This is a genomic window from Thalassotalea sp. LPB0316, assembly GCF_014898095.1.
GTDB lineage: Bacteria > Pseudomonadota > Gammaproteobacteria > Enterobacterales > Alteromonadaceae > Thalassotalea_G.
The window spans coordinates 3,442,648-3,468,026 of sequence record NZ_CP062946.1; the positions used below are offsets into that span (position 1 = coordinate 3,442,648).

The 25,379-nt window shown below is 41.6% G+C and carries 18 protein-coding genes and 1 other RNA gene; 8 read left to right on the forward strand and 11 right to left on the reverse strand.

Features of this window, described 5'->3' with window-relative positions; translation table 11 throughout:
- The first annotated feature begins 341 nt into the window (after positions 1–341).
- A complete protein-coding gene (locus LP316_RS15480) occupies positions 342–2,522 on the forward strand; it encodes an AAA family ATPase (RefSeq protein WP_193022006.1) in 2,181 nt (726 codons plus the stop codon).
- 422 nt (positions 2,523–2,944) lie between these two features.
- Here the strand turns inward: LP316_RS15480 and gcvP are convergent, their stop codons facing one another.
- From gcvP to LP316_RS15515, 7 genes are all read right to left on the reverse strand, one after another.
- The gene (gene gcvP, locus LP316_RS15485) at positions 2,945–5,845 is read right to left on the reverse strand and encodes an aminomethyl-transferring glycine dehydrogenase (protein WP_193022007.1); all 2,901 of its coding nucleotides are present in this window, start codon (positions 5,843–5,845) and stop codon (positions 2,945–2,947) included.
- 156 nt (positions 5,846–6,001) lie between these two features.
- On the reverse strand, positions 6,002–6,391 hold the full coding sequence (gene gcvH, locus LP316_RS15490; protein ID WP_193022008.1) for a glycine cleavage system protein GcvH: 390 nt from the start codon (positions 6,389–6,391) through the stop codon (positions 6,002–6,004).
- A gap of 188 nt (positions 6,392–6,579) precedes the next feature.
- Entirely contained in the window at positions 6,580–7,665 is a 1,086-nt protein-coding gene (gene gcvT, locus LP316_RS15495; RefSeq protein ID WP_193022009.1) for a glycine cleavage system aminomethyltransferase GcvT, read from the reverse strand.
- A 242-nt stretch (positions 7,666–7,907) separates the two neighbouring features.
- A complete protein-coding gene (locus LP316_RS15500) occupies positions 7,908–9,212 on the reverse strand; it encodes an FAD-dependent monooxygenase (RefSeq protein WP_226960761.1) in 1,305 nt (434 codons plus the stop codon).
- Between the two features lie 724 nt (positions 9,213–9,936).
- Positions 9,937–11,142 carry a 2-octaprenyl-6-methoxyphenyl hydroxylase gene (gene ubiH, locus LP316_RS15505; RefSeq protein ID WP_193022010.1) on the reverse strand — a complete coding sequence of 402 codons (1,206 nt, stop codon included), beginning with the start codon at positions 11,140–11,142 and terminating at the stop codon, positions 9,937–9,939.
- Positions 11,143–11,197: 55 nt separating this feature from the next.
- The gene (gene pepP, locus LP316_RS15510) at positions 11,198–12,517 is read right to left on the reverse strand and encodes a Xaa-Pro aminopeptidase (protein WP_193023922.1); all 1,320 of its coding nucleotides are present in this window, start codon (positions 12,515–12,517) and stop codon (positions 11,198–11,200) included.
- A gap of 15 nt (positions 12,518–12,532) precedes the next feature.
- Positions 12,533–13,102 (reverse strand): UPF0149 family protein, encoded by a 570-nt coding sequence (locus LP316_RS15515; RefSeq protein ID WP_193022011.1) that lies wholly within the window; start codon positions 13,100–13,102, stop codon positions 12,533–12,535.
- Positions 13,103–13,303: 201 nt separating this feature from the next.
- On the opposite strand from LP316_RS15515, the gene zapA reads away from it, so the two are divergent.
- The 4 genes from zapA (at position 13,304) to murI (ending at position 15,686) form a co-directional block, all read left to right on the forward strand.
- Entirely contained in the window at positions 13,304–13,615 is a 312-nt protein-coding gene (gene zapA, locus LP316_RS15520; RefSeq protein WP_193022012.1) for a cell division protein ZapA, read from the forward strand.
- Between the two features lie 110 nt (positions 13,616–13,725).
- Entirely contained in the window at positions 13,726–14,412 is a 687-nt protein-coding gene (locus LP316_RS15525; RefSeq protein WP_193022013.1) for a substrate-binding periplasmic protein, read from the forward strand.
- Between the two features lie 166 nt (positions 14,413–14,578).
- Positions 14,579–14,762, forward strand: a non-coding RNA gene (gene ssrS / locus LP316_RS15530) — 6S RNA.
- 96 nt (positions 14,763–14,858) lie between these two features.
- The gene (gene murI / locus LP316_RS15535) at positions 14,859–15,686 is read left to right on the forward strand and encodes a glutamate racemase (RefSeq protein WP_193022014.1); all 828 of its coding nucleotides are present in this window, start codon (positions 14,859–14,861) and stop codon (positions 15,684–15,686) included.
- 9 nt (positions 15,687–15,695) lie between these two features.
- Here murI and LP316_RS15540 read toward each other — a convergent pair whose 3' ends face one another.
- Positions 15,696–16,817, reverse strand: a complete 1,122-nt coding sequence (locus LP316_RS15540; protein ID WP_193022015.1) for a porin — start codon at positions 16,815–16,817, stop codon at positions 15,696–15,698.
- A 240-nt stretch (positions 16,818–17,057) separates the two neighbouring features.
- Here LP316_RS15540 and metK point away from each other — a divergent pair, with 240 nt between their 5' ends.
- Positions 17,058–18,245, forward strand: a complete 1,188-nt coding sequence (gene metK, locus LP316_RS15545) for a methionine adenosyltransferase (RefSeq protein ID WP_193022016.1) — start codon at positions 17,058–17,060, stop codon at positions 18,243–18,245.
- A 42-nt stretch (positions 18,246–18,287) separates the two neighbouring features.
- Here the strand turns inward: metK and LP316_RS15550 are convergent, their stop codons facing one another.
- Genes LP316_RS15550 through LP316_RS15560 form a run of 3 tightly spaced genes read right to left on the reverse strand, consistent with a single transcriptional unit; the run spans position 18,288 to position 23,420 of the window.
- Entirely contained in the window at positions 18,288–19,043 is a 756-nt protein-coding gene (locus tag LP316_RS15550; RefSeq protein ID WP_193022017.1) for a substrate-binding periplasmic protein, read from the reverse strand.
- A 60-nt stretch (positions 19,044–19,103) separates the two neighbouring features.
- Positions 19,104–22,208, reverse strand: coding sequence for an efflux RND transporter permease subunit (locus tag LP316_RS15555; RefSeq protein WP_193022018.1), 3,105 nt, complete (start codon positions 22,206–22,208; stop codon positions 19,104–19,106).
- Positions 22,209–22,217: 9 nt separating this feature from the next.
- Positions 22,218–23,420: an efflux RND transporter periplasmic adaptor subunit gene (locus LP316_RS15560; RefSeq protein ID WP_193022019.1), complete on the reverse strand. Its 1,203-nt coding sequence runs from the start codon at positions 23,418–23,420 to the stop codon at positions 22,218–22,220.
- A 239-nt stretch (positions 23,421–23,659) separates the two neighbouring features.
- Between LP316_RS15560 and rsmE the strand changes: the two genes are divergently transcribed.
- Both rsmE and gshB read left to right on the forward strand, forming a co-directional pair.
- Positions 23,660–24,394: a 16S rRNA (uracil(1498)-N(3))-methyltransferase gene (gene rsmE, locus LP316_RS15565; RefSeq protein WP_193022020.1), complete on the forward strand. Its 735-nt coding sequence runs from the start codon at positions 23,660–23,662 to the stop codon at positions 24,392–24,394.
- A 16-nt stretch (positions 24,395–24,410) separates the two neighbouring features.
- Entirely contained in the window at positions 24,411–25,364 is a 954-nt protein-coding gene (gshB, locus tag LP316_RS15570) for a glutathione synthase (RefSeq protein WP_193022021.1), read from the forward strand.
- The last annotated feature ends 15 nt before the right edge of the window (positions 25,365–25,379 follow it).

The following is a 25,379-nucleotide window of genomic DNA, read 5'->3' on the forward strand; positions in this document are numbered from 1 at the left end:
TTATGTGTTGCTCGATTTTTAACCACACTAACAAAATCAAAATCTTAGCCCCAAAATATTAATAACTGCTAATTATATTTTGACAGCTTTTAATTCCTTTAAAGAATATAAAATAAAATATTAATAGCAAAATAATTTTAGAAAAATGTCTTTAGTGATGTAGCGAATAAATTTGTCAAAAGTGTATTTTTCTACTCCTACACTACCTACTACCTAATAATAAGAAAGTAAAATGGGCACAGAAAATAAGCTTAAACTAGACTCATGATTGTTCTAAGTCATAGACAATTTTTCTTAACTGTGATTAATTTAAATCCATGTAAATTCAAAGGAATGAAGAAATGATATCTTCTCTAACAATAAAAGATGTGGCCAGTTTTGATAGCAGCGCTCCAGTTCAAATACCTAACCTAAACAAAAAAGTTAACCTATTTTTCGGCTTAAATGGAGCAGGCAAAAGTACGATTGCCAATTTTTTGCAAAACCAAGAAGATGATGCCTTTAAATCTTGCTCTATCAATCCAGCTATTTCGCCAGACATTGAACTATTCGTCTATAACCAAAAGTATGTAGAAAACAACTTTTATCAAAAACAAAGTCAAGAAGGAATCTTTACTGTAGGGGAAGAGAGTAAGGAGGTTCAGCTAGACTTAGACAATAAGAATGATGAGCTGACAAAGTTAAATATGTCGCTAAGTGAGTTACAAGCAAAAGGAAAAACGCTAAGCGATAGAAAAGATTCGCATTTTAATACACTGAAAGAAGCTATTTGGGAAGAAAAGAAGGCAATTGATAAAAGCCCATTAAGGTTTTGCCTAAAAGGATATGGCACGAAAGACAAATTTCTGTCTCAGGTACTTGAAAGTAATGGAGACATTTCTAAAAAATTAGAAGATTTAGAAAAAGAAATCGAAGGTATAACTGACAGTTCAGAAAAAAGAATTTGGAAAGATCCTGTTTCTTTCGATGCGATTGATGTTGAACAAGATGAGCTGTTGTCTCAAAAAGTCATTGGCTCTGGAGACTCATATCTATCAGCCTTTATCAATGAATTAGATAATATAGATTGGGTAAAAAAAGGCAAAACATATATAGATCAGGAAGATAAATGCCCTTTCTGTCAACAAGAACTACAGGAAAATTTCAAATCTGAATTATCAAAATTATTCGATCAGACTTACGAGAAAAATATTGAAAGGCTTAAGGGTCTGCATAGCAGCTACTCAATAGCCGTGGACAAAATTGAAGCAGAGCTCTCAAATGACTTTTTCAATCTCAGTTATGTAACTAGCCATATCGAATTACATTCTTCAATTGAAGCATATATTTCCTTGCTAAAAGCCAATATAAAAACTCTTGAAGATAAAATAAATAAACCTAGCACAGATGTCTATTTAGAAAGCACTTCCGGCCACCTAGAAAATCTAAACGAGATATTGTCACAGATTAAAGACGAAGCTCAACAGTTCAATGAAAAAATAGATAAAAAAGACACATTTATAGCGTCAGTTGTTACACAATTTTGGCAAGTACTTAATCAAAAGTGTCAGCCAGCAATAACATTGCACCAAAAAACTAGTGAGCAATTAGAAACAGAATTAGAACGTTTAAGAGAACAATATAAGGAAGTTCAATCTGCTCGGCAAAAAGTTAATGAAGACATTAGCAATTTACAAGAAAAAGCTGCGAGTATAGAAAGTTCCATCACACAAATTAATTGTCAACTCAAATCGCTGGGTATTAATAGCTTCCATATAGAGTCTATACCAGACCAAAGCGGCTTATATAGATTAGCTAGAAACCAAGGAAGTACCTCTGATGTATATGACAGTCTAAGTGAAGGCGAAAAGACACTTATTACATTTTTATATTTTGTTGAAAGTTGTTTTGGCACCAACGATAAAGATAACGTAATTTCACTGGAAAACAGAATAGTAGTAATTGACGACCCTATTTCTAGCTTATCCCATAATTACGTTTACGACATAGCCTCTATAATTCATCACAAAGTCATAGCTGATAACTTCATGCAGGTATTTGTTCTTACGCATAATCTATATTTTTTCCATGAACTACTCATGTTAAGGCAACCAAACCCTGGGAATAACATAAATGATTACAATTTATTCAGGGTATTTAAATCGAATTATTCTAATGTTCTGCCAATGAAAAGAAATGATTTGCAGAATGACTACCAAACTTATTGGCAAATCGTTAAAGACTGCAAGAATGGTCTAGCTCAACCCAATCTATTACCAAACGCAATTAGGAATATACTTGAGCATTACTTCAATTTTATTCATAAAAAAGAGAAGCTAAAACAAGAACTTGAAAAATTAGGTGAGGAAGAAACAGAATTTAAACCCTTGTTTAGGTATATAAGTAGAGAAGGTCACTCTGATTCAATAAATTTGTTTGATACAGGCGCGATAAACACTGAGAAATATATTGAGAAATTTGAGCAAGTTTTTGAAAAATTAGATCATATAGATCATTTCAATAAGATGATTACGGAAGACTAAGTCAGCTGTCGCTCCTTACTACACATTATCGATTAGGTAATGAGCGGAAGTGTTGACACACATCTTCCCATTTGCCTAGACGAAAACGCTGATACTTTTTGACAAAAACAGATTTATGTTTCATCTCGTATACCTCGCTTTAAAAGCGACAGTGTTGACCACTGACAATCCTTGTAAGCCTTTTACAAGCGGTAAACAACTACAGGATTGGGGTAAAGAGCGACAGCTTATTGTATTGTATCAATTACTTACTATTGGGCAAGTAATAAATCCCTTAATATTAATAAGGTTAAAAAATTTCTAAAAAAAACGAGCTCTATTTGGGAGCTCGTTTTTCGTTTACTCAGTTTCCAACTAGGTTTGCAGTTTCCAACTACAATTACCTAGTTTCCAACTTCAATTGTCGTATTCAAAAGCACTTCTTAGTCTTTATAAGTATCCGTACTAGGGCAAGAACACACTAAGTTGCGGTCGCCATATACATCATCGATACGGTTTACTGTTGGCCAGAACTTGTTAGCTGCAGCAGCTGGTACTGGGAATACGGCTTCAGCAATTGAGTAACCGCGTGTCCATTCATCAGTGATGTCTGCCATTGTGTGCGGTGCGTGGCTTAATGGGTTATCTTCTAAGCTCCAAGTGCCCTGCTCAACCTTGCGAATTTCTTCGCGAATACAAACCATCGCTTCAATGAAACGGTCGATTTCAACTTTGCTTTCTGACTCAGTTGGCTCGATCATTAATGTGCCTGCTACAGGGAATGACATGGTTGGCGCGTGGAAACCGTAGTCCATTAAACGCTTTGCTACGTCCATTTCAGTGATCCCTGAAATTTCTTTTAACGGACGTAAGTCAACAATACATTCGTGCGCTACACGGCCATTGTTACCCGTGTATAAAATTGGGTAATGTTGGCTTAATTTGTGCGCTAAGTAGTTGGCATTAGTGATCGCGTATTTAGTTGAATCGGTCACACCTTGCTTGCCTAACATAGCGATGTAAAGGTAAGAGATACACAAAATACCCGCACTGCCCCATGGCGCTGCTGAAACTGCATCGTTACCTTGGGTCGACTCGTCAACGTTCACTAATGGATGATCTGGTAAGAATGGCGCTAAGTGTGCTTTAACACCAATTGGCCCCATACCAGGGCCACCACCACCGTGAGGAATCGCGAATGTTTTGTGTAAGTTTAAGTGAGATACGTCAGCACCAATGTAACCTGGTGAAGTAAGACCCACTTGCGCGTTCATGTTTGCGCCGTCTAAGTAAACTTGACCGCCGTTTTCATGAACGATGTTACAAATTTCGCGAATTGTTTCTTCGTATACACCGTGAGTAGACGGGTATGTGATCATGATACAAGATAAGTTGTCACGTAGCTCTTCAGCTTTGGCTTTAAGATCAGCCATATCAACGTTACCGCGCTTGTCACAATCGACAACTACAACTTTCATACCAACCATTTGCGCTGACGCAGGGTTAGTACCGTGTGCAGAAGATGGGATCAAACAAATGTTACGATGTGCATCACCACGACTTTCGTGGTACTTGTGAATAGCGATAAGACCAGCGTACTCACCTTGTGCACCTGAGTTAGGTTGCATTGAGATGTTGTCGTAACCGGTTAATTCAACTAACCACTTACCTAACTCGTCGATCATTTGCTTGTAACCTTGCGCTTGGTCAATTGGCGCAAATGGGTGCATGTTAGCAAATTCAGGCCATGATACAGGGATCATCTGAGCCGTTGCATTAAGCTTCATGGTACATGAGCCTAATGAAATCATAGAGTGGTTTAACGCTAAATCTTTTGTTTCTAACTTCTTAATGTAGCGAAGCATTTCTGTTTCACTGTGGTAAGAATTAAATACTTCGTGCGTTAAGAAGTCTGATTGACGTTGTAAGTCCGCTGGAATTGAAGAGTGACCGCTTTCAACGATTTTGCCATCTAATTCAGCAACGTCTAAACCGTGGCCTTCGCCAAGTAACACATCAAATAATACAGCTACGTCTTCACGAGTGGTTGTTTCATCAATCGATACGCTGATTTGACCTGCAACATCTGTGCGTAGATTCATGTTGTTTGCTAGTGCACGAGCAACAATCTCTTCTTTGTTATCCACAGCAAAGGTTAATGTATCGAAGTAGTTAGCGTGAACTGCGGTTAAGCCTTTGTTTGCCGTACCTAAACAGACGATATCAGCTAAACGGTGAATGCGATTAGCAATGGTTTTTAAGCCATCTGGGCCATGATACACCGCGTAGAACGCCGCCATATTGGCTAGTAATACCTGTGCCGTACAAATATTAGAGTTGGCTTTTTCACGACGAATGTGTTGCTCACGCGTTTGCATCGCCATACGCAATGCGTTGTTACCACGGGTATCTTTAGAAACACCAATAATACGACCTGGCATAGAGCGCTTGTATTTATCAGAAGTGGTGAAGAATGCCGCGTGAGGACCACCGTAGCCCATAGGTACACCAAAACGTTGTGATGAACCAATCACTACGTCGGCACCTAACTTACCCGGTGCTTCCAATAAAATTAAACTCATGATATCTGCAGCGACGGCAATGATACCTTTTTTCGCCTGAACTGATTCAATGATCGGACGAATATCAACGACTTCACCTGTCGCTGATGGGTACTGAATTAACGCGCCGAAAACATCAAAGTTTTCAATCTCGCTAACTGGCGCAACAACTACTTCAAAACCAAAAAATTCTGCGCGGTTTTTCACAACAGAAATGGTTTGTGGGTACACGTCATCGGCGATGAAGTACGTGTTGCTCTTCTTGTTTTTAGAAACGCGTTTCGCTAATGCCATAGCTTCAGCAGCCGCTGTACCTTCATCTAATAATGAAGCAGACGCCAAGTCTAGGCCGGTTAGGTCTAAACACATTTGTTGGTAGTTTAATAATGACTCTAAACGACCTTGTGCGATCTCTGGCTGGTAAGGCGTGTAAGCTGTGTACCATCCTGGATTTTCTAATACGTTACGCAAAATTACGTTTGGCGTTAAAGTGCCGTAGTAACCTAAACCAATAAATGACTTGTTGACTTTGTTAAGGCTCGCCACTGCTTTTAAGTCAGTTAACGCTTTAACTTCAGTTTTGCTTTCTTCAATCGCAGGTAATTGCGATAAACGAATGTTTTGAGGCACAATTTCATCAATTAATGCATCAACAGATTCTGCGCCAATATCAGCTAGCATAGCTTTTGTTTGCGCTTCATCTGGGCCAATATGGCGACGAATAAAGTCTTGAGTTTGCTCTAATTGTGCTAAAGACAATGAGCTGTGCGATTGAGTAGTCATAAAACAACAATACCTAAAAAGTGGCTAATGTTTAGATTAAGTCATTATTTAGTTGAGGTAGGAGTAGATTGCTAACCAAAACTAAAGTTCTTAAAACACGTTTTAAAAAAATAAGCCCCGTAAACAAACTTACGAGGCCTTAAACACTATCGACGATTAGTCTTCGTCAATTGAATTCGCGTAACCTTCAGCGTCAAGTAAGCTGTCTAACTCACCTTCGTCTTCAAGTTTAATTTTGAACATCCAACCGTCACCAAAAGCGTCAGAGTTAACGAGCTCTGGTGAGTCTTCTAATTCTTCGTTCACTTCAACAATTTCACCGGCAACTGGTGCGTAGATGTCTGAAGCTGCTTTTACAGACTCAGCAACAGCAACGTCGTCACCTGTGCTTACGCTTTCGCCAACTTCTGGTAATTCAACAAATACCATGTCACCTAATAATTCTTGTGCATGCTCTGTAATACCAACAGTTACGATGCCGTTACCTTCGTTACGTACCCACTCATGCGACGTTGCGTATTTTAACTCTGAAGGAATGTTACTCATTTTTATGTTCCTAATGTTGAATGTTTTTAAATTCTGTTTTGTGAGCGTTGTGCTCTCGTTAGCAATCTACTCACTGAATATAGAGCAAATGCTAACTTAATCAATGATCTTTTTGTTAAAGTTCAAGATTGCGGCCTTCGCCGCAATGACGGTCTGTCGTTCCTGCGAAGGCAGGAATCTCTAACGACTTAAAGTACTGATTTACCGTTACGTACAAAGCTAGGCTTAACAACTGTTACTTTGACTAGTTTCTTACGCATTTCAACTTCAACGCTATCACCTACTTTTACTGCACGTGGTACACGCGCCATAGCAATTGAGTGACCTAACGTCGGTGAGAACGTACCAGAGGTAATAACGCCTTCACCTTCAGCAGTCACAACTTTTAAACCACCGCGCAATACGCCTTTTTCTTCAAGTACTAAACCAACTAATTTTGGCTCTGTGCCCGCTTCGCGTTTCTCTGCTAAAGCCGCTTTACCTTTAAAGTCACGCTCTTCGTCCCAAACAATTGTCCAAGCCATGTTAGCCGCTAATGGCGTAACTGACTCGTCCATATCTTGGCCGTATAAGTTCATACCTGCTTCTAAACGCAAGGTATCACGGGCACCTAATCCACACGGTTTAACACCTGCATCTAACAGTTGTTGCCAGAAATCTGCCGCCATACTTTCAGGTAAGGCAATCTCATAGCCTGCTTCACCTGTGTAGCCGGTTGTTGCGATAAATAAGTCGCCAGCTTGCACACTAAAGAAAGGCTTCATACCTTCTACGGCCGCTTTTTGCTCATCGTTTAATAACGTCGCAACTTTCGCTTTTGCTTGTGGGCCTTGTACTGCGATCATCGCAAACTCTGGGCGCTCAGTAATCGTGACATCAAAGCTTTTTGCTTGCTCATTGATCCACGCTAAATCTTTTTCACGAGTCGCTGAGTTAACCACTAGGCGATATTGAGTTGTGGTGAAGAAGTAAATAATTAAATCGTCGATAACACCGCCAGCTTCATTACACATACCTGTGTATAACGCTTTGCCTGCAACATCTAATTTTGCTACATCGTTGATTACAAGCTTGCGTAAAAATGCTTGTGCATCTGCGCCATCAACATCAACAATGGTCATGTGTGAAACGTCGAACATACCGGCGTCTTGACGAACTCCATGGTGCTCTTCAATTTGAGAACCATAGTTAATTGGCATTTCCCAGCCGTGAAAATCAACCATTTTAGCGCCTGCTTCAAGGTGCTTTGCATGTAATACGGTTTTATTTGGCATCACTCGTTCCACTTTATGTTGTGTCAGTTAATTGAATTAAAGCCTAGCGCAATTTAGCTCAAATTAAAGACAATTATTGCTGGCTTTTTATTGTGCGCCAGATTATAGCCATGCTCCAAATGGGGATCAATAAATTACCACTAATTTTCAAATAAAAAACCGCCTAATTAAATTCTTCCGAAGAATATTTAAAATAAGCGGTATTTATAAAATTTAATTTTAATTTTTTGGCGTTTTTTATGTTAATCAAACGACCACTTTTCTGACTGCTTGGTCAAGCTTGGCATGTGAGATTTTTTACCCAAGGCTTGATTTATCATCAGCTGTTTTACTGGCTTAACTTGATTTAAAAGATCTAAGCCAAATCCACGTAGTGTTTGCAGTGGCAATGGCAATGGTGAAAACACTTGTTTAATACTTTCCATTGCGCTGATCATCTCAACCGCATCGTTTTTACGCCAACGGGCAAAGCCCTTTAAGGCAATAGTTGAGTCTATGGTATTGAGCTGATTATTCTCGGCTAGCTCAGCAAAGCAGTCAGCAAGTGCAACAGCATCAATAATGCCTAAATTAACGCCTTGGCCAGCTAGCGGATGAATGGTATGTGCCGCATCGCCAATTAAAACCGCCCTATCTTTAATGAAGTCGCGCGCGAGGCGCATTGTTAACGGATAACTAAAACGCTCACTCGCTAAGTGTAATTGCCCTAACTTGCCATCACTTGCTGCAGTTATTTCTTTACCAAATTGCTCATTGGTTAATCCTTGTAACCTTTTGGCGTCGTCTGGCTGTGTTGACCAAACGATAGAATAACTGCCTTGCTCGAATAACGGCAGAAACGCTAATGGGCCCGTAGGTAAAAATACCTGCCATGCCATTGGCATTAACTTTTGCTCGGTTTTTACCGTTGCGACCAAGGCATGGTGATCGTAATCTCGAAACGTTAACGGCATATCGAGCTGGTTGCGAAGCCATGAATTTGCCCCATCGGCACCAATTATATAGTTTGCAATAATCGGCTGTTGACCATCAAAGCTAGCAAAAACTTCGTTTTCCCCCATGCCGATGCTAGCAACTTTCTGGCTGATAAAGCTTATTCCAGCGTCTGCCTGTGCTGTTTGCCAAAGCGCCTTGCGTATCACGTTATTCTCAATAATCGCACCGAGGTTGTCTCTATCGACATCTTGCGCGTTAAAGTCTAACTTGCCGCCCGCTGCCTTATCCCAAATATGCATGGCTTGGTATGGCTGATAGCGCATAGAGATGATCGCCGACCAAACGCCTAAGTTTTTAAACACTTGCTCACTTGCTTGGTTGATGGCACTCACGCGAACCTCGGGCTCATTGGCCAAGACACTTGGCGAGGTATCGTCAACGATAGCAATGGTGAGCGATGATAGTTTACGCACAGCTAACGCTAGCGTTAAGCCAACCATGCCACCACCAACAATTAATAAATCGTACTTTTGCATATTTGCTAAGTTCTCATTTGTTATAACTCGTACCGTCATTACCGCGAATGCAGTAATCTCCTTTACACTATACATAGATACCCGACTACTCGGGTATGACTCCTACTGTCATTACCGCGAATGCCTGTATGGACGCAGGTAAGTAGAACAATGTAGGAGCAATTGTCGAGGCGGTAATCTCCTTTCCACAACACAAAGATACCCGACTGCTCGGGTATGACTCACACCGTCATTACCGCGAAAGCGGTAATCTCCTTTTCACTGCACATAGATACCCGACTGCTCGGGTATGACTCCTACTGTCATTACCGCAAAAGCGGTAATCTCCTTTTCACTGCACATAGATACCCGACTGCTCGGGTATGACTCCTACTGTCATTACCGCAAAAGCGGTAATTTCCTTTTCACTGCACATAGATACCCGACTGCTCGGGTATGACTCCTACTGTCATTACCGCGAATGCCTGTATGGACGCAGGTAAGTAGAACAATACAGGAGCAATTGTCGAGGCGGTAATCTCCTTTCCACAACACAAAGATACCCGACTGCTCGGGTATGACTCACACCGTCATTACCGCGAAAGCGGTAATCTCCTTTTTACAACACAAAGATACCCGACTACTCGGGTATGACTCACACTGTCATTACCGCGAATGCCTGCATGGACGCAGGTAAGTAGAACAATGCAGGAGCAATTGTCGAGGCGGTAATCTCCTTTCCACAACACAAAGATACCCGACTGCTCAGGTATGACTCGCAGTGTCATTGCCACGAATGCGGGAATCTCAGCGCCTCAAATTAATAGCCCATCGTTTTAGCAACGAAAGGGTGTTTAATACAGTTCATGTAATTAAGCGCTTTTAAGCCAATATTGCGACCCGCAATAAGTGGCGGTAACTCATTTGAAAACAGTGTGACTAATGAGTCTGTTAAGCCAATAACCTGTTGATGATCTTGGCGTCGCTGCGCTTGGTAATTTTGTATCAAAGTTAACCCACCAATGTCTTGATCATTATCAAGAGCCTTCGTTATTGCTGTCGCTAAATCTTTAGTATCGCGCAAACCTAAATTAAACCCTTGACCAGCAATCGGGTGAATCGTATGCGAAGCATTACCGATCAAAATAGTTCGATGAGAAACCTGTTCAGTGGCTTGAATAAGATGAAGCGGGTAAACAAAACGCTCCCCCACTTGCGTGATCTCACCTAACCAAGGGCCAAACTCTTCATATAAAGCGTACTTAAGGGATTGCTCATCGAGCTGTTGAATTTGCTCCGCCCGCTCAGGTGGTAACGTCCAAACTAACGAGCAGCGATCTTTTGACAGCGGCAACATTGCCAATGGGCCATTGGTTGTGAAACGCTCATAAGCAACATTGTCGTGTTTTTTTGCTGTACTCACATTAGCAATAAGCGCTGACTGCTGATAGGACTTAGCTGTAGTGGTAATACCCGCAGCTTGACGCACCACTGAATGACCGCCGTCACAACCAAGCAATAGCTTGGTCATTACCACCTTTTTATCATCAAGCGTGATAGCTACATCTTGTGCTTGGTATTCAACATTGGCAATAGAGTTAGGACAAAACCAACTGATATTATCGTACTGGCTCAGCTCTTGGTGAATCGCTTTACCAATTAATGCCATTTCAATCACCACACCAAGGGCAGAAACATTATGCTCTTGAGCGTAAATACGCGCTTTACCGTAATTGCCTTTATCGGAAATATGAATGGTTTCAATTGGCGTCGCCGCACTTTTCATGTGTTGCCAAACATTAAGCTGGGCAAGATAACTCACGCTTTGATGTGAAAGAGCTAACACCCGATCGTCAAAGTTTAAACTTGGCGTTGTATTAATTGGCGCATTTTCTACGATGGCAATATTAAGCGCTTCACCGTTCGCCTTAGTCAGTTGCGATAAGCTTAACGCGGTGAGCGCGCCCGACAAGCCACCACCAGAAATGACGATATCAAATGCACTATTTTCTGACACTTTGTTCATTACTCCGCGCTGTTTATCTAGTAGCTAACTTTAGTTAATTAAGATCCCAGACTCACTAAGATGCCATTAATGCTTCAATGTCGGCAATTGTTTTTGGCACACCTAACGAGTAGTTTTCATAGCCGTTTTCAGTGACCACAACATTATCTTCGATGCGCACACCTATACCTTTGTACTTGTCATCAACTTCGGCATCTAATGGAATGTATAAACCAGGCTCGATAGTCATGATCATACCCGGTTCAAAAGCGCGATTTTGACGACGGTTTTCGTCGATGTCGTAATCACCAACATCGTGAACATCAAGCCCTAACCAGTGGCCTAAACCGTGAATAAAGTACTGCTTGCAAGCCTTTTCTTCCATTAAGGTATCAAAATCACCTTGTAAGATACCTAACTCAACTAAGCCTTTGGTGAATACTTCGTGAACAATATCGTTAAGCTGCGCAAAACTTACGCCTGGTTTAATCGCTTCAATTGACGCGATTTGTGCATCTAACACTAACTGATAAATCTCTTTTTGCGCTGGCGTAAATTTACCGTTTATCGGGAATGTTCGAGTGATATCAGACGCATAACCATCGAGCTCGCCACCGGCATCAATCAATAACAATTCGTTGTCTTTTAATACATCACTATTGTCGGTGTAATGCAAAATATTGGCATTGTCGCCGCCGGCAACAATTGAGCCGTACGCTGGGTGTCGCGCACCATTAAAGGCAAATTCATGATGAACTTCGGCTTCTATTTGGTACTCAAACATCCCTACTTGACAGTTTTTCATCGCGCGAACATGAGCGTTGGCAGTAATTTCGTTGGCTTTACGCATCACCGCTAATTCGGCTTGCGATTTAATTAAGCGCATTTCTGCTAACATGCCAGAGCAATCAATTAACTGACTTGGCGCTTTATCACCAGCTTTAACCCCCGATTTTACTGCACTTAACCAATCAAATATTTGACTGTCGAAAGCGTCGTTTTCATTGTGAACTGTGTATAACGACGATTTGTGCTTGAGCATAGCAACGATTTGTTCATCGGCCTGCTCAAGAGTAAAGGTTTGATCAAACGCGTATTTTTCTTTTGCTAGTTCAGCGCCAACTCGGCGACCATGCCAGACTTCTTGTAATGGGTCTTTATCGCGACAAAATAGCGTACTCTGGCCGTTGCCCAATGCATCTTTAGTTAGTACTAAAAGTGCTTGTGGCTCGTTAAAGCCAGTCAAATAAAGAAAATTCTTGTTTTGACAAAATGGAAATTCAGTATCGTGACTGCGCGTTAGCTCGTCAGCCGCACAAAAAATCGCAATGGAATTTAGGTCCATTTGATCAATAAAACAGGCTCTGCGAGCAACAAATTCTTGGATATCAATCAACATAACTAGCTCTTATTAATGTAGTGTTTTATTTGGGCTTTTCTGCTCAGGTGCACTACCGAGCTCAGAAAAAATCAACAATGAGGAGATACGCACATACTCTTCAATTTCTAACAAAGCGTGCTCGCCTTCTTCATCTTCATCAACTTCACTTGACAAGTTGGCGATTTCAGCAAAATCAGCGATCACTTCTTTAACTTCATCTGAGGCGATATCTGATTGCTGATGCTGCATGCCAAAGCCTAAATTAAAGCCTTGCACCCAATGGCCTAATGCGGCGCTGCGCTGTGCTAACGACTCTTCGTCATCCGGCAACAACAAACTAAACCCATAAGAGTCGTCTAACAGGTTTTGCCAAATATTACTGTAGACTGACTGGACACTAGAACTTAAGGTGGCACTAAAACTTTGGCCATTGTTGAAAGCGTCAGCAAGGAGCGCTGAGTAACTGGCATTGTCAAACTCGTAACCGGCGGCAATAAGACCGGTTAGAAAGCCGTGGATCTCGCTAGCATGGGCGATCACATCTTGAGTAGAAATAATTGATTGCAACGTGGAAAAATCAATTGCGTGTGCTGAGCTCATCGTTCAACTCTTTTTTTGGGAAAAATTGGCACTATCCTACACTTATTCAAGGCTTGGGGCTAGAATAAACTCCATCATTATCTCGCTTAACTATTGCATAGTTTTTATTGCCTCGTTATAGTGCATTATTAGCGGTAACTTTCCGTTTTTCTTCGTTTATTTAGCTAGTTTTTGCCAATTTTGGATAAAGAATAACCAACCATGACACCTCAGTGCTTAGAAATTGAAATTGCTGGTAAACAACTAAAAATTGCCTGTCCGGTTGGCGAGGAGTCGGCACTGCTAAAATCTGCCCAAGATTTAACCGCTCGACTAGAGCAAGCACAATCGGCTCATCCTAGCGCGAAAACAGAAAATTTGTTGCTGATGTTGGCACTAAATTTAACCAACGAACTACTTTCATTAAAAGCAGAAATGGTCCAAGAGCGAGTTGAAACGCAAGAGAAAATCGCTTTATTACAATCAACTATTGAACAAGCGATAAACGTTACTAGTACCAAGAAAGCAGGGTAATACAAGTCTCACAGCGTTTTTTCGTAAGCCTAAGCAAACATGTAAATATTAATTCACTTTTGTTTTTACTATGCTATTTTTAGTGGCTTTTATTAACTAAACGTTATCTTATGTTTATCAAGCTAATTTTATTAGTTATTTCTTCTGTGTCTTTTTCGATTCTCGCACAAGAGAAAATACGTTACTTTTATTCTTCATTGCCCCCATATGAATATATCAATGCTGACAACCGCGCTGACGGCATGGGCATAGAGGCGATAAAACAACTCTTTTATCAAAATTCGCCATCTATTGAGTTTCACTTTAACTCGATCAATCGAGGTATCAAATTATTAAAAACAGGTGACTACGACCTAGTTTCAGTTATTGCGCCAAACGAGCAAGTACAAAAAGACTTTTATATAAGTAATCGGCCTTTGTACTTTGTTAGACTGGGCGTTATACGCAATCAGTCGACGCCTAGCCTGAAAGACATCAGCCAACTAAAACAGCAACCTTATGTCGCACTAAGCTCTTCTGCATTTTATGGTCTCCAAGATAAATTGGACACTAACAACACCAATGGCATGCGATATAATGTCGATAGTTTTGAGCAAGCACTGCAACTCATAAATGCAGGCAAAGTAGACTATTTCCTCACCTATGATTATCCAAGCAAAACATCAACACTCTCAACCAATGTTTTTGACGGACTTGTGTCAATGCCTGTTTATATTGCTATATCAAAGCATCATCCTAATGCCACTGCATTGGTGAATCTAGTGAATGATAAATTAGATAACCAATCAACTCATTAATAGTTACCAATACCGATGTTTTGCGGACAAAAACATCCCCTCGAAACTCTACGAAGGTATGTTTTTAGCTGATTGCTTACTTCTTAGATAATTTTTGTCTAGTGAATAATCGATTGGTTACAATTATTAGTTTCACTCGTTTGCACATCGGCTATAATAGCTATCAGAGCCTCTCGAAATTCTCGTGTGTTGACTATGTCCCCGAGCCGATAAGTTTTACCTCAGGAATTTCAGCTTTTGCTATTGAGCATGCTCGACTTGTATCGAGAAGCCTACGGTGGAAGCGCAAGTTCCGCCTTGAACCACGGTGTTCAAGGGCTAACGTTAACTGCGGTATTTTGGGAGTGCTCCACATCCTCCACTTGAAATTGCAATAGAAATAATCACCTTTACTTCTGTTTGAATAAACCTTATAACTCGTTTGTTTGTAACCAATAAAGCTTGATATGGCGACCCGACACTCTAAGTCAACAATTTCACAGCACAATCTACCCATCGGCATCTTTGATTCAGGCATTGGTGGCTTATCGATTGCAAATCAGATCAAACAGCGTTTGCCCAACGAGCACCTTATCTACCTAGCAGATAATTTACATGCCCCTTACGGGGAAAAAAGTGATGCTTTTATTTGTCAACGGGTGTTAGAAATTGGTGAATTCTTAACAAAGCAACCCGTTAAGGCGATTGTTGTTGCTTGTAATACGGCAACGGTTACTGCGATCCAAGCACTGCGAGCAAAATATTCAATACCTATTATCGGGGTCGAGCCGGCGATAAAACCTGCTGCACTTCACAGTAAAAATAGAAAAGTTGGCGTATTGGTAACACAAGCAACGGCGAGTACACAACGCTTTCACGACTTAATTCACACCTATGCCACTGGCGCTGATGTTTTTATTCAGCCCTGCCCTGGCTTGGTTGAATTAATTGAAAAGTTAGGTGATAACACTCAGCAAATAAGTACCTTGCTTGATCAGTACTTAACTGGCTTTATCGAACAGGACATCGATACACTCGTACTTGGTTGTACGCATTACCCATTGGTAAAAGCTTTAATTGCAAGTAAATTAAACAGCGCTGTGAATATTATTGATACGGGTATTCCTGTCAGTGCCCAACTAGAGCGCAAACTCATTGAGTTTGACCTTCTCGCTAGTGCCCAGCCGACTCAACCAGATGTCTTTTACACCTCTGCCTGTAACCAAACCTTAGCCAAAAAAATAGCGGAGTTGTGGCAATATCCAGCACAAGTATTGCCAGTCCCACTTAATTAAGTTACTCGCTTACAAGAAGTATCTGAAACCAAAACCTACCATATCGAGTTCAGGCTTGGAGCCATCGGCATAAGTGGTCGAGTCAAACTTTTTGTCAGCATATATCCAGAAGTTTTTACTCCATTCGTAGGTAAGGCCAACCGAGCGGAATGACATATTGTATTGACTGTCACCCGATTTATCGGCTAAATCGTTATAACCACTGGTCAGCGTAACATTGTTGTCAAACTTATAAGCAACTACCGCTTCTTTACCCACAGATTTTTCCATCAGTTGATTAACGTTAGTCGCCTCGTGATTTTCCATCTTAGAATATAGCGCCGCGACATAAAGGCCAGGTTGATTAAATTTGCCATAAGTTACGTGGAAAGTTGCAATGCGATCGTCTGCGGTAAATTGTTTGGTGTTATTTTCAATCGTCACTTCACCCGTATTAAAACCTGCACCAACGCCGAATTTGTAGGGGAGTTTGTAAGTTAACCCGATACCGTAGTTAGTATCAAAGTTGATATAACCATTATTGATTAACGTGTTTTCCCCGCCTATTTCTATCGACTCTTCCATGACCTGAATTTGCGCGCTAACCGTCAAATTCCCTAGCTGATTGTTGTATTGCAGTGCTTTATCAGCTCGTCCTGTACCAGATAAATAACCGTCTGTTGCAAAGTTATACGTGCCTGACGCCATGCCACCGAACATCGGTAATACATCTGTTACGGCGGCAACTTGATACAAGCTACCCCACTGTTTACCAACTGTAAAACTACCGTAGGTATCGTGTGACACCCCAACATAACCTAAACGCAACCAAACACTGTCTCCTTGGTTGCCTTGAGGTCTTAATTGGTCGCCGCTTAAGATCAAACCAAAAGAAGGGTCACTAGCTAGCGTTATCCCCCACTCTAGCATCGCAACAGATTGCCAACCATCGGAAAGGTCTTGAGTAAAATTCAAATTTAGTCGTGAGAAGCCATCGGTGATCTCATTGCGATCCTTGGTTTGAATATAACCCACATCAAAGTAACCGCCCATCACCACCGATTTTGAACTGTCACTATAAATTTCAATTGCCATTGCATGACTGGCAAATACCAAAGGTAATAGGCAAGCGAATTTTTTCTTTGTTGTCATCAAAAGATCCTACTAGTTGTACTAATAGCAACTATAAATGAATCACAAGATTTAACTGTTAAAGGCTGTAACAAGGTTTTCACATTTTGTTATCAAACTCAGTGAGCGGAAAATCATTTAGCCGTCTAGACGTAAAAAAGCTAGTAAATAACTTTTTAAGAAGTTAGAATTGCACAAAATTTTGACCATAATTAGACAACGCTACGTAATAACGTGCACATTGTTAATGAATGAGGTTTTATGACAACTCACTTATTTACTTCAGAATCAGTTTCTGAAGGTCATCCAGATAAAATTGCTGATCAGATCTCTGATGCAGTACTAGACGCGATCATTGCTGAAGATAAATTCGCTCGTGTCGCTTGTGAAACTATGGTTAAAACAGGCGTAGCGATTATTTCAGGTGAAATCACAACCGAAGCTTGGGTTGATTTAGAAAAGATCACTCGTAAAGTTATCACTGATATCGGTTACACTTCGTCAGAGGTAGGCTTTGATGGTGACACCTGTGGCATTATGAACTTGATTGGTCAGCAATCTCCTGAAATTGCCCAAGGTGTTGACCGCGCTAAACCTGAAGAGCAAGGCGCTGGTGACCAAGGCTTAATGTTTGGCTATGCCACCAATGAAACACCTTCATTAATGCCTGCGCCACTTTACTATTCTCACCGTTTAGTAGAGCGCCAAGCTGAAATGCGTAAAAAAGGGATCTTGCCTTGGTTGCGCCCAGACGCTAAATCACAAGTAACATTTGTTTATGAAGATGATAAGCCTGTAGCGATTGACGCCGTTGTGTTATCAACACAGCATAACCCTGATATCTCGCAAGAAATGCTACACGAAGCAGTGATGGAAAACATCATTAATCACGTATTACCTGAAGAGCTTTTAACAGAAAACACCAAATACTTCATCAATCCAACCGGTAAGTTTGTAATTGGTGGCCCAGTGGGTGACTGTGGTTTAACGGGTCGTAAAATTATCGTTGATACCTACGGTGGTATGGCGCGTCACGGTGGTGGTGCATTCTCAGGGAAAGATCCATCAAAAGTAGATAGAAGTGCAGCTTACGCTGGCCGTTATGTTGCGAAAAACATCGTTGCTGCCGGTTTAGCGGATCGTTGTGAAATTCAGGTTTCATACGCCATTGGTGTAGCAGAGCCGACGTCTATTTCAGTTGATACCTTTGGCACTGGCAAAGTCTCAAATGAAAAGTTAGTTGAGTTAGTACGTGAACACTTTGATTTACGCCCTTACGGCATCACTAAAATGCTAGATTTGTTGCACCCAATGTACCGCGAAACAGCGGCATATGGTCACTTTGGTCGCGAACCATACGAAATGACCGTTGGTGAAGATACCTTCACCGCATTTTCTTGGGAAAAAACCGATAAAGCTGACGCATTAAGAGCTGCTGCGGGTTTATAAGCCAAACACAAATTCGTGATAATTAATCGTGTAAAAGGGAGCTTAATTAGCTCCCTTTTTTGTTGCCATATGTTTTTCAATCAAGCGCTTTATTTCACCTCGTTCTTTGAGCTGTTGAATATGCGCATCAAGTAATGCCTTTTCCTCAACAAGCTCTTTTCTCAAAATAATATTAAGTGGCACAATGGTTATTGGCTCTGGCGAGGCGTATAAGGTTTCGTCTGGGAAAAATGCTGAATTCATTAAATTATCGGCATTAAACTCATTCATGATTGTGTAATCACAGCGTTTTTTGAACAACATTCTAAGCATTGTAAGTTGGCTAGACGAGTCGACTCGAATGAGTCTTTTGTTATCGATATAAGGCTGTAATGTCGGGTAAACAAAACCTTTTCTCGTACAGATGTTTTCAGGTTTACTTGCTTGGCTTAACGAAAAATTTTCAGGGAACGGCTGAGCGCTATAAAGAAAGCTTCGGTGCTCTAACAAGGGGATGGTTGCAATCAGTTTATTCGGCTGGGATAGCCACTGCTCACTTAGCATGATCATATCGGCAATCCCTTGATACATATATTCTTCACTGCGTTTTCGACTATTCGAAATATAACTGACATGCAACCTGTTACTTTCCGATAACGGCTGCAAAATATCAGGGATCACGCCTTTGTATGCCTGACTGTCTTTATCGTAATAAAGATAGGGGGCTGAACCAGGATGGTTAACAACAAACTTTAGCTGTGTTGTTGCTTGAGCACTAAAAGCCAGTATTGCTAAAAGTATTAGTAGATAACTTTTCACGCGAATGACTACCTCCTGAGCCCAAACAGATAACTTAACTATAGAACATTAGACTAATTTTTATACCTCGCCCTTAAGGCGTTCTCTCACTCCCTGAACAACCAAATAGAAATATGGGATCAATACCGTGCCGAAAATTGTCGCGGCTGTCATCCCCGCGAGTACAGTTAAACCCAATGAAACTCGGCTACCAGCGCCAGCACCTGTAGCAAAAACTAACGGTAATACGCCAAGGACAAACGAAAAAGCAGTCATCAATACTGCGCGAAAACGCATAGTCGCCGCATTAAGTGCAGCGTCGATAATCGACTGACCTTGCGCTCTTAACTCCATGGCAAACTCGACAATTAATATTGCCGTTTTCGTCGACAAACCAATCAATAATACTAAACCAACTTGTGCGTAGATATTGTTTGCCATCCCCAATGTGTAGAGTGCCAACATAGCACCGAATAAGGCTAACGGTACTGCGGCTATAACCGAAAACGGAATACTCCAACTTTCGTATTGTGCAACTAAAAACAAATAGACGAAGATAATCGCCAAACCAAATAATACTGGCGCTAAATTACCCGCTTCTATTTCCTGTTTTGACTGCCCTGCCCACTCAAACACATAACCTTGAGGTAACTGATCAGCCAATTCTTCCATCGCCTCTATTGCGTCGCCTGAGGCATATCCGGTTGCTGCTTGCCCTGTAATACTTGCGCTGCGATACAAGTTAAAATGATTAATAGTTGTGGGGCCTAAAATGGGTTTTAGGCTAGCAAGCGTTGTTAATGGCACCATTTCACCGTCTTGATTGCGCACGTAATAATGGCTCAAATCACTCGGCTCTTGTCTAAACTGGGATTCAGCTTGAATACTGACTTTATAGGTTCGGCCAAATTGACTGAAATCGTTAATATACAATGAGCCAAGCTGCGCTTGTAAGGTCATAAAAATATCGGAAAGCGCAACGCCTTGTGCTTTGGCTTTATTGCGGTCAACTTCCAAAAAATACTGTGGTACATTGGCGCGATATGTACTGAAAACTTGGGTTAATTCAGGGCGTTGATTGGCTTCGAAAATCAAACCATTCATGACTTGCGCCAACAGTGCTGGCTCACGCCCTTCGCTATCTTGCAATTTAAACTCAAAGCCAGAGCTACTGCCTAAACCAGGAATTGGTGGTGGGTTGAACACCATAATTTGCGCATCGGGCAATGACCATAATTGCCCCATTAAACGAGGAATAACTTGTCGTAAACCAAGCTCTGGCGTAACTCTATCTTCCCAATCTTTGAGCAAGATAATCGCTAAAGCATTGTTTGATCCTGCACCGCCGAGCAATGACGAGCCAGCGACAGTGATTACGTCATCAACCGCAGGGTCTTGTTTAATAATCGGGGTGATTTTTTCTAACACCTTTTCTGTTCTATTTTTTGAAGCGGCATCAGGCAGTTGAATATCAACAAATAAATAACCTTGATCTTCGCCGGGAACAAAGGCTGTTGGCACTTCTTTTGTCAGCCAAGCCGTAGCGAAAAATACCGACACTACAACCACACCTACGCCCCCTGTGCGCTTTAACAAAAAACCAACCGTATTGCTGTACTTGCCAGTCAAGCGACGCAACATCTGCTCAAATGGTTGTAGCCAGCCAATCGGCTTCATGTGTTTTTCATTTAACAGTACTGAACACAACGCAGGACTTAATGTTAAGGCGTTCAGTGAAGAAATTAGCACAGCAAACGAAATGGTTACCGAAAACTGTTTGTATAATTCACCGGTTATTCCCGGCATGAAGCCGACCGGCACAAAAACGGCCAATAAGACGAGTGTTGTCGCGATAATCGGCCCACCCACTTGCTTCATGGCTTTACTAACTGCTTGTTTAATCTGTAGCTTTTCTTCTTTTAAAATCCGCTCAACATTTTCAATAACGATAATCGCATCGTCGACCACAATGCCGATCGCCAACACCAAGCCAAATAATGTAATGGTATTGATGGTGTACCCCATAGCTAACATAAAAGCGAAGGTACCGATAAGAGAAACGGGTATTGCAAGCGATGGAATAATGGTTGCCCGCCAATTTTGTAAAAATAAGAAGACCACCAGAATAACTAGAGCAACCGCCTGAAATAGCGTCACTTTAACTTCGTCAATTGAGCGCGTAATGAACTCTGTAGTGTCAAAAGGTACAACATAGTTGACGCCATCAGGGAAGCGCTCCGCCAGTTTAGCCATTTCTTGTTTAACCCGTTTTGCCACTTCTGTCGCATTGGCACCTGGTAATTGGTAGATCACCAAAAAGGCAGTATCTTGATCATTTAATTTGGCACTGATTGCGTAATTTTCAGAACCTAACTCAATCCGACCAATATCGGCAAGACGAACAAAGCTGCCGTTTTTACGGGCGCGAATAATAGTTTCACCAAACTCATCCGGCGTTTTTAACCGACCTCTAGCTTGAATTGTGTACTCAAACTGTTGATTTGGCAGTGACGGCGAAGCGCCTAATTTACCAGCGGCAACAATCAAGTTTTGCTCTTTTAACGCTTGTTGAACTTCGCTAATGGTTACGCCTAGTGACGTCATGCGATCAGGGTTAAGCCAGATGCGCATACTGTATGTCATCTCACCCATCACTTCAGCACTGGCAACGCCTTTGATTCGCCCTAGTGGTTCAACGAGGTAATTGGTCGCGTAATTACTTAAGAACAGTTGATCGATATTCTCTTGTTCACTGTACAAATTGACGCCAAGCAACATGGCACTCGATTTTTTCTTAACATTAACCCCTTGGCGAGTCACTTCTGCAGGTAAGGAGCTCGTTGCTAGGGAAACCCGGTTTTGCACGTTAACTTGGGCAATGTCATCATCGGTGCCCACTTTGAAGTAAACGGTTATATTCGCGGTGCCATTGTTATTGGCCGACGATTCGATATACATCATATCTTCGACCCCGTTAACCTGTTCCTCTATCGGCCTAATAACCGACTCTTCGACAACTTGCGCACTAGCACCGGGATAAACCGCAGTGATTTGTATTTGTGGCGGCGTAATTTCTGGGTACATATTGACGGGCAACATAAACATCGCCAATAAGCCAGCAATAGAGATGACAATTGAAATAACAAAGGCAAACTTGGGCCTTTCAATAAAGGTTTGACTAATCATGCTTTACCCTTAGTTTTCGCTTGCTGTTGACGCTGAAATAGTGCCGGTGACAACATCCACCGATTTAACAACAGGGTTGACGACAATACCCGGCCTGACTTTTTGTAAACCTTCGATAATTACTTGCTCATTAACGGCTAAACCCGACTCCACCACCCACATGGCATTAACGCGGCGACCAAGTTGAACAATGCGTTGTGTAACCGTGTTGTTTTCATCGACGACAAGCACGAACTTACCTTGCTGATTTTCTTGGACAGCAGATTGTGGCACATAAGCCATTTGTTCTTTTTGCACGCTCTCAACCACTAAATTTACAAATAAGCCGGGGAGAATAACGCCGCTCGGGTTTGGAAACTTAGCTCTAAGCTCTACGGTTCCTGTACCCTCATCAATCTTAATATCGGCGTAATCAAGCTCACCTTTTTCTGGGTAGACGGTATTATTTGGCAACATTAAACTGATATCGATCTGTCCTTCTCGCTTACCCTGACTTCTCATTTGCATATGCGTGACATACTCACTTTCTTTTACCTGAAAGTTAACGTAAATCGGATCTGTCACTGTCAAGGTAGCAAGGCTACCACTTTGCGGCCCAACAACATTGCCGACATCGAAATTAGCTTTGCCAATTCGACCATCAAATGGCGCAACAATATGGGTATAGCTCAAGTTCAATTCAGCTTTTTCTAGTGCCGCTTTAGCAACCGATACCGCTGCTTTAGCTTGCGACTCTTCTGTGGTTAATTTGTCGTAGTCAGACTGAGAAATGTAACCTTGACTGATCAAATCGTTAGCGCGCTTTAAATTGCGAATCGCATTTTGAAAACCTGACTCACGACTATCGAGATCGGCTTGAGCTTGTTCAAATGATGCTTGATAGGCGCTTGGATCTATTTTTAATAGCACATCACCTTTTTTCACGCGGCCGCCTTCACGAAACGATTTTTCAATCAGTTCTCCCTCTACGCGAGCGGTCAATTGTGCTTCTTTATAAGCTTCTGTGCGAGCGACGAATTCATGATGCTGACCAACGGCAATTTGCTTCACTTGATAAACAGATACCGCTGGTGGTGGCGGCGCACTGGCTTGAGTATTTTGCTCACTACAAGCACTAAGTAATGCCAATAAACTGAGTGACAGGCAAGTTTTCATCAAGAAGCGTGGTTGACTTAAAAAATCATCTGTATTTTGAAAAGAGTTGTTAAACATCAATAGGTTCCTTAATGAAGCGTGAAGTGACATAATCAAACTATGCCTAATTAGCTATGTTATTTTAATATGCCACATAAATATGCCGCTGTGAGTAGTTCAATATTAAACTTTAGTAACATTTACGCAACATTTACACATCAAGAACAAAAAGTTACATATTGAAATTTTAATGACTAGCTACAATATCAATAACAAACAGATAACTAATGACATGCTTAAGTAGTGCGTAAAACCAAATGACAAACCCAAGAATTTATCAAGATACACCGTTTATAGTGGGTCAAACCTTTGAGCTCGACGACAACGCCTTTGGTCATGTCGTGCGCGTGTTACGTCATAAAGAAGGTGATGAACTGTGCTTTTTCAATGGTCACGATGGCATCGAATACCGGGTAGAACTTACCCAAGTGAAAAAGAAAACCGCCTTCGCCCAAGTTGTTGAGCAAACAAGGGTTACTAACGAGTCGCCACTCAAAATTGAACTTGGCCAAGGTATTTCCCGTGGTGACAGAATGGATTTCACCCTACAAAAATCGGTTGAATTAGGCGTCAGCTCTATTACCCCATTATTTACTGAGCGCTGCGGGGTAAAACTTACCGGCGATCGATTAGCCAAGAAACGCGAGCAATGGCAAAAAATTGTTATCAGTGCCTGTGAGCAAAGTGGCCGAGTCTATGTACCTGTAGTAAACGACCCCATTTGGTTAGAAGAGTGGCTCGCAGTAGATACCGATGCATTAAACATTAACCTACACCCAAGAGCACAGCACAGTATTATGTCTCTGCCCTTTGATTCTCAAAACATTCGTTTACTTATTGGCCCAGAAGGCGGCTTAAGTGACGAAGAAATTAACAAAGCCAGTGCGGCTAATTTTAAAGAAGTTTTATTAGGGCCGCGCGTGTTGCGCACTGAAACGGCAGCACTGACCGCAATTACCGCTCTACAGTGTCGCTATGGCGACCTTGGATAACGATAAGGAATAATACATGACCATTAAACTCGGCGTAGTAATGGATCCAATTGAACATATCAATGTTAAAAAAGACTCTTCATTGGCGATGATGCTTGAAGCACAAAAGCGCGGCTTTGAGCTCTACTATATGCAAATGAAAGACTTGTATTTATTCCAAGGTGAAGCCAGAGCACATGTCCAAATTGTCTCGGTCGCCAACGACGTTGATAATTGGTATCAAGTACTCGAAGAAAAAGATATCGCATTAAGTGAATTAGATGCCATTTTAATGCGCAAAGATCCACCGTTTGATACGGAATACATTTACGCTACATATATGCTAGAGCGCGCAGAGTTGGCTGGCACCTTAATTGTTAACAAGCCGCAAAGTCTACGGGACTGTAACGAAAAATTATTTACCGCTTGGTTCCCTGAGCTCAGTGCCAAAACGCTAGTCACTCGCAACGCCAAGCAAATTCGTGAATTTCATCAAGCGGAAAAAGACGTCATTATTAAGCCGCTCGATGGCATGGGTGGCTCATCAATTTTTCGCATAAAAGAAGGCGATGCTAACGTGGGTGTGATCATTGAAACCTTAACCAACCACGGTAGCCAGTACGCGATGGTACAAGAGTACATGCCAGAAATTAAAGACGGTGATAAACGCATTTTAATCGTTAACGGCGAACCAATGCCCTACTGCCTTGCGCGAATCCCAGCACAGGGAGAAACGCGAGGTAATTTAGCCGCCGGCGGCAGTGGCGTTGCAAGGCCATTAAGTGCTAGCGATAAATTAATTGCTGAAACAATTGCACCAGAACTAAAGAAACGCGGTCTATACTTTGTAGGGTTAGATGTTATTGGTGACAAGGTCACAGAAATTAATGTCACTAGTCCTACATGTATCAGAGAAATCGAAGCGGCCTACCCAATCAATATCAGTGGTAAGTTAATGGATGCGATAGAGCATACGTTAAAAAATGCCTAACGGCAGGAGAAATTG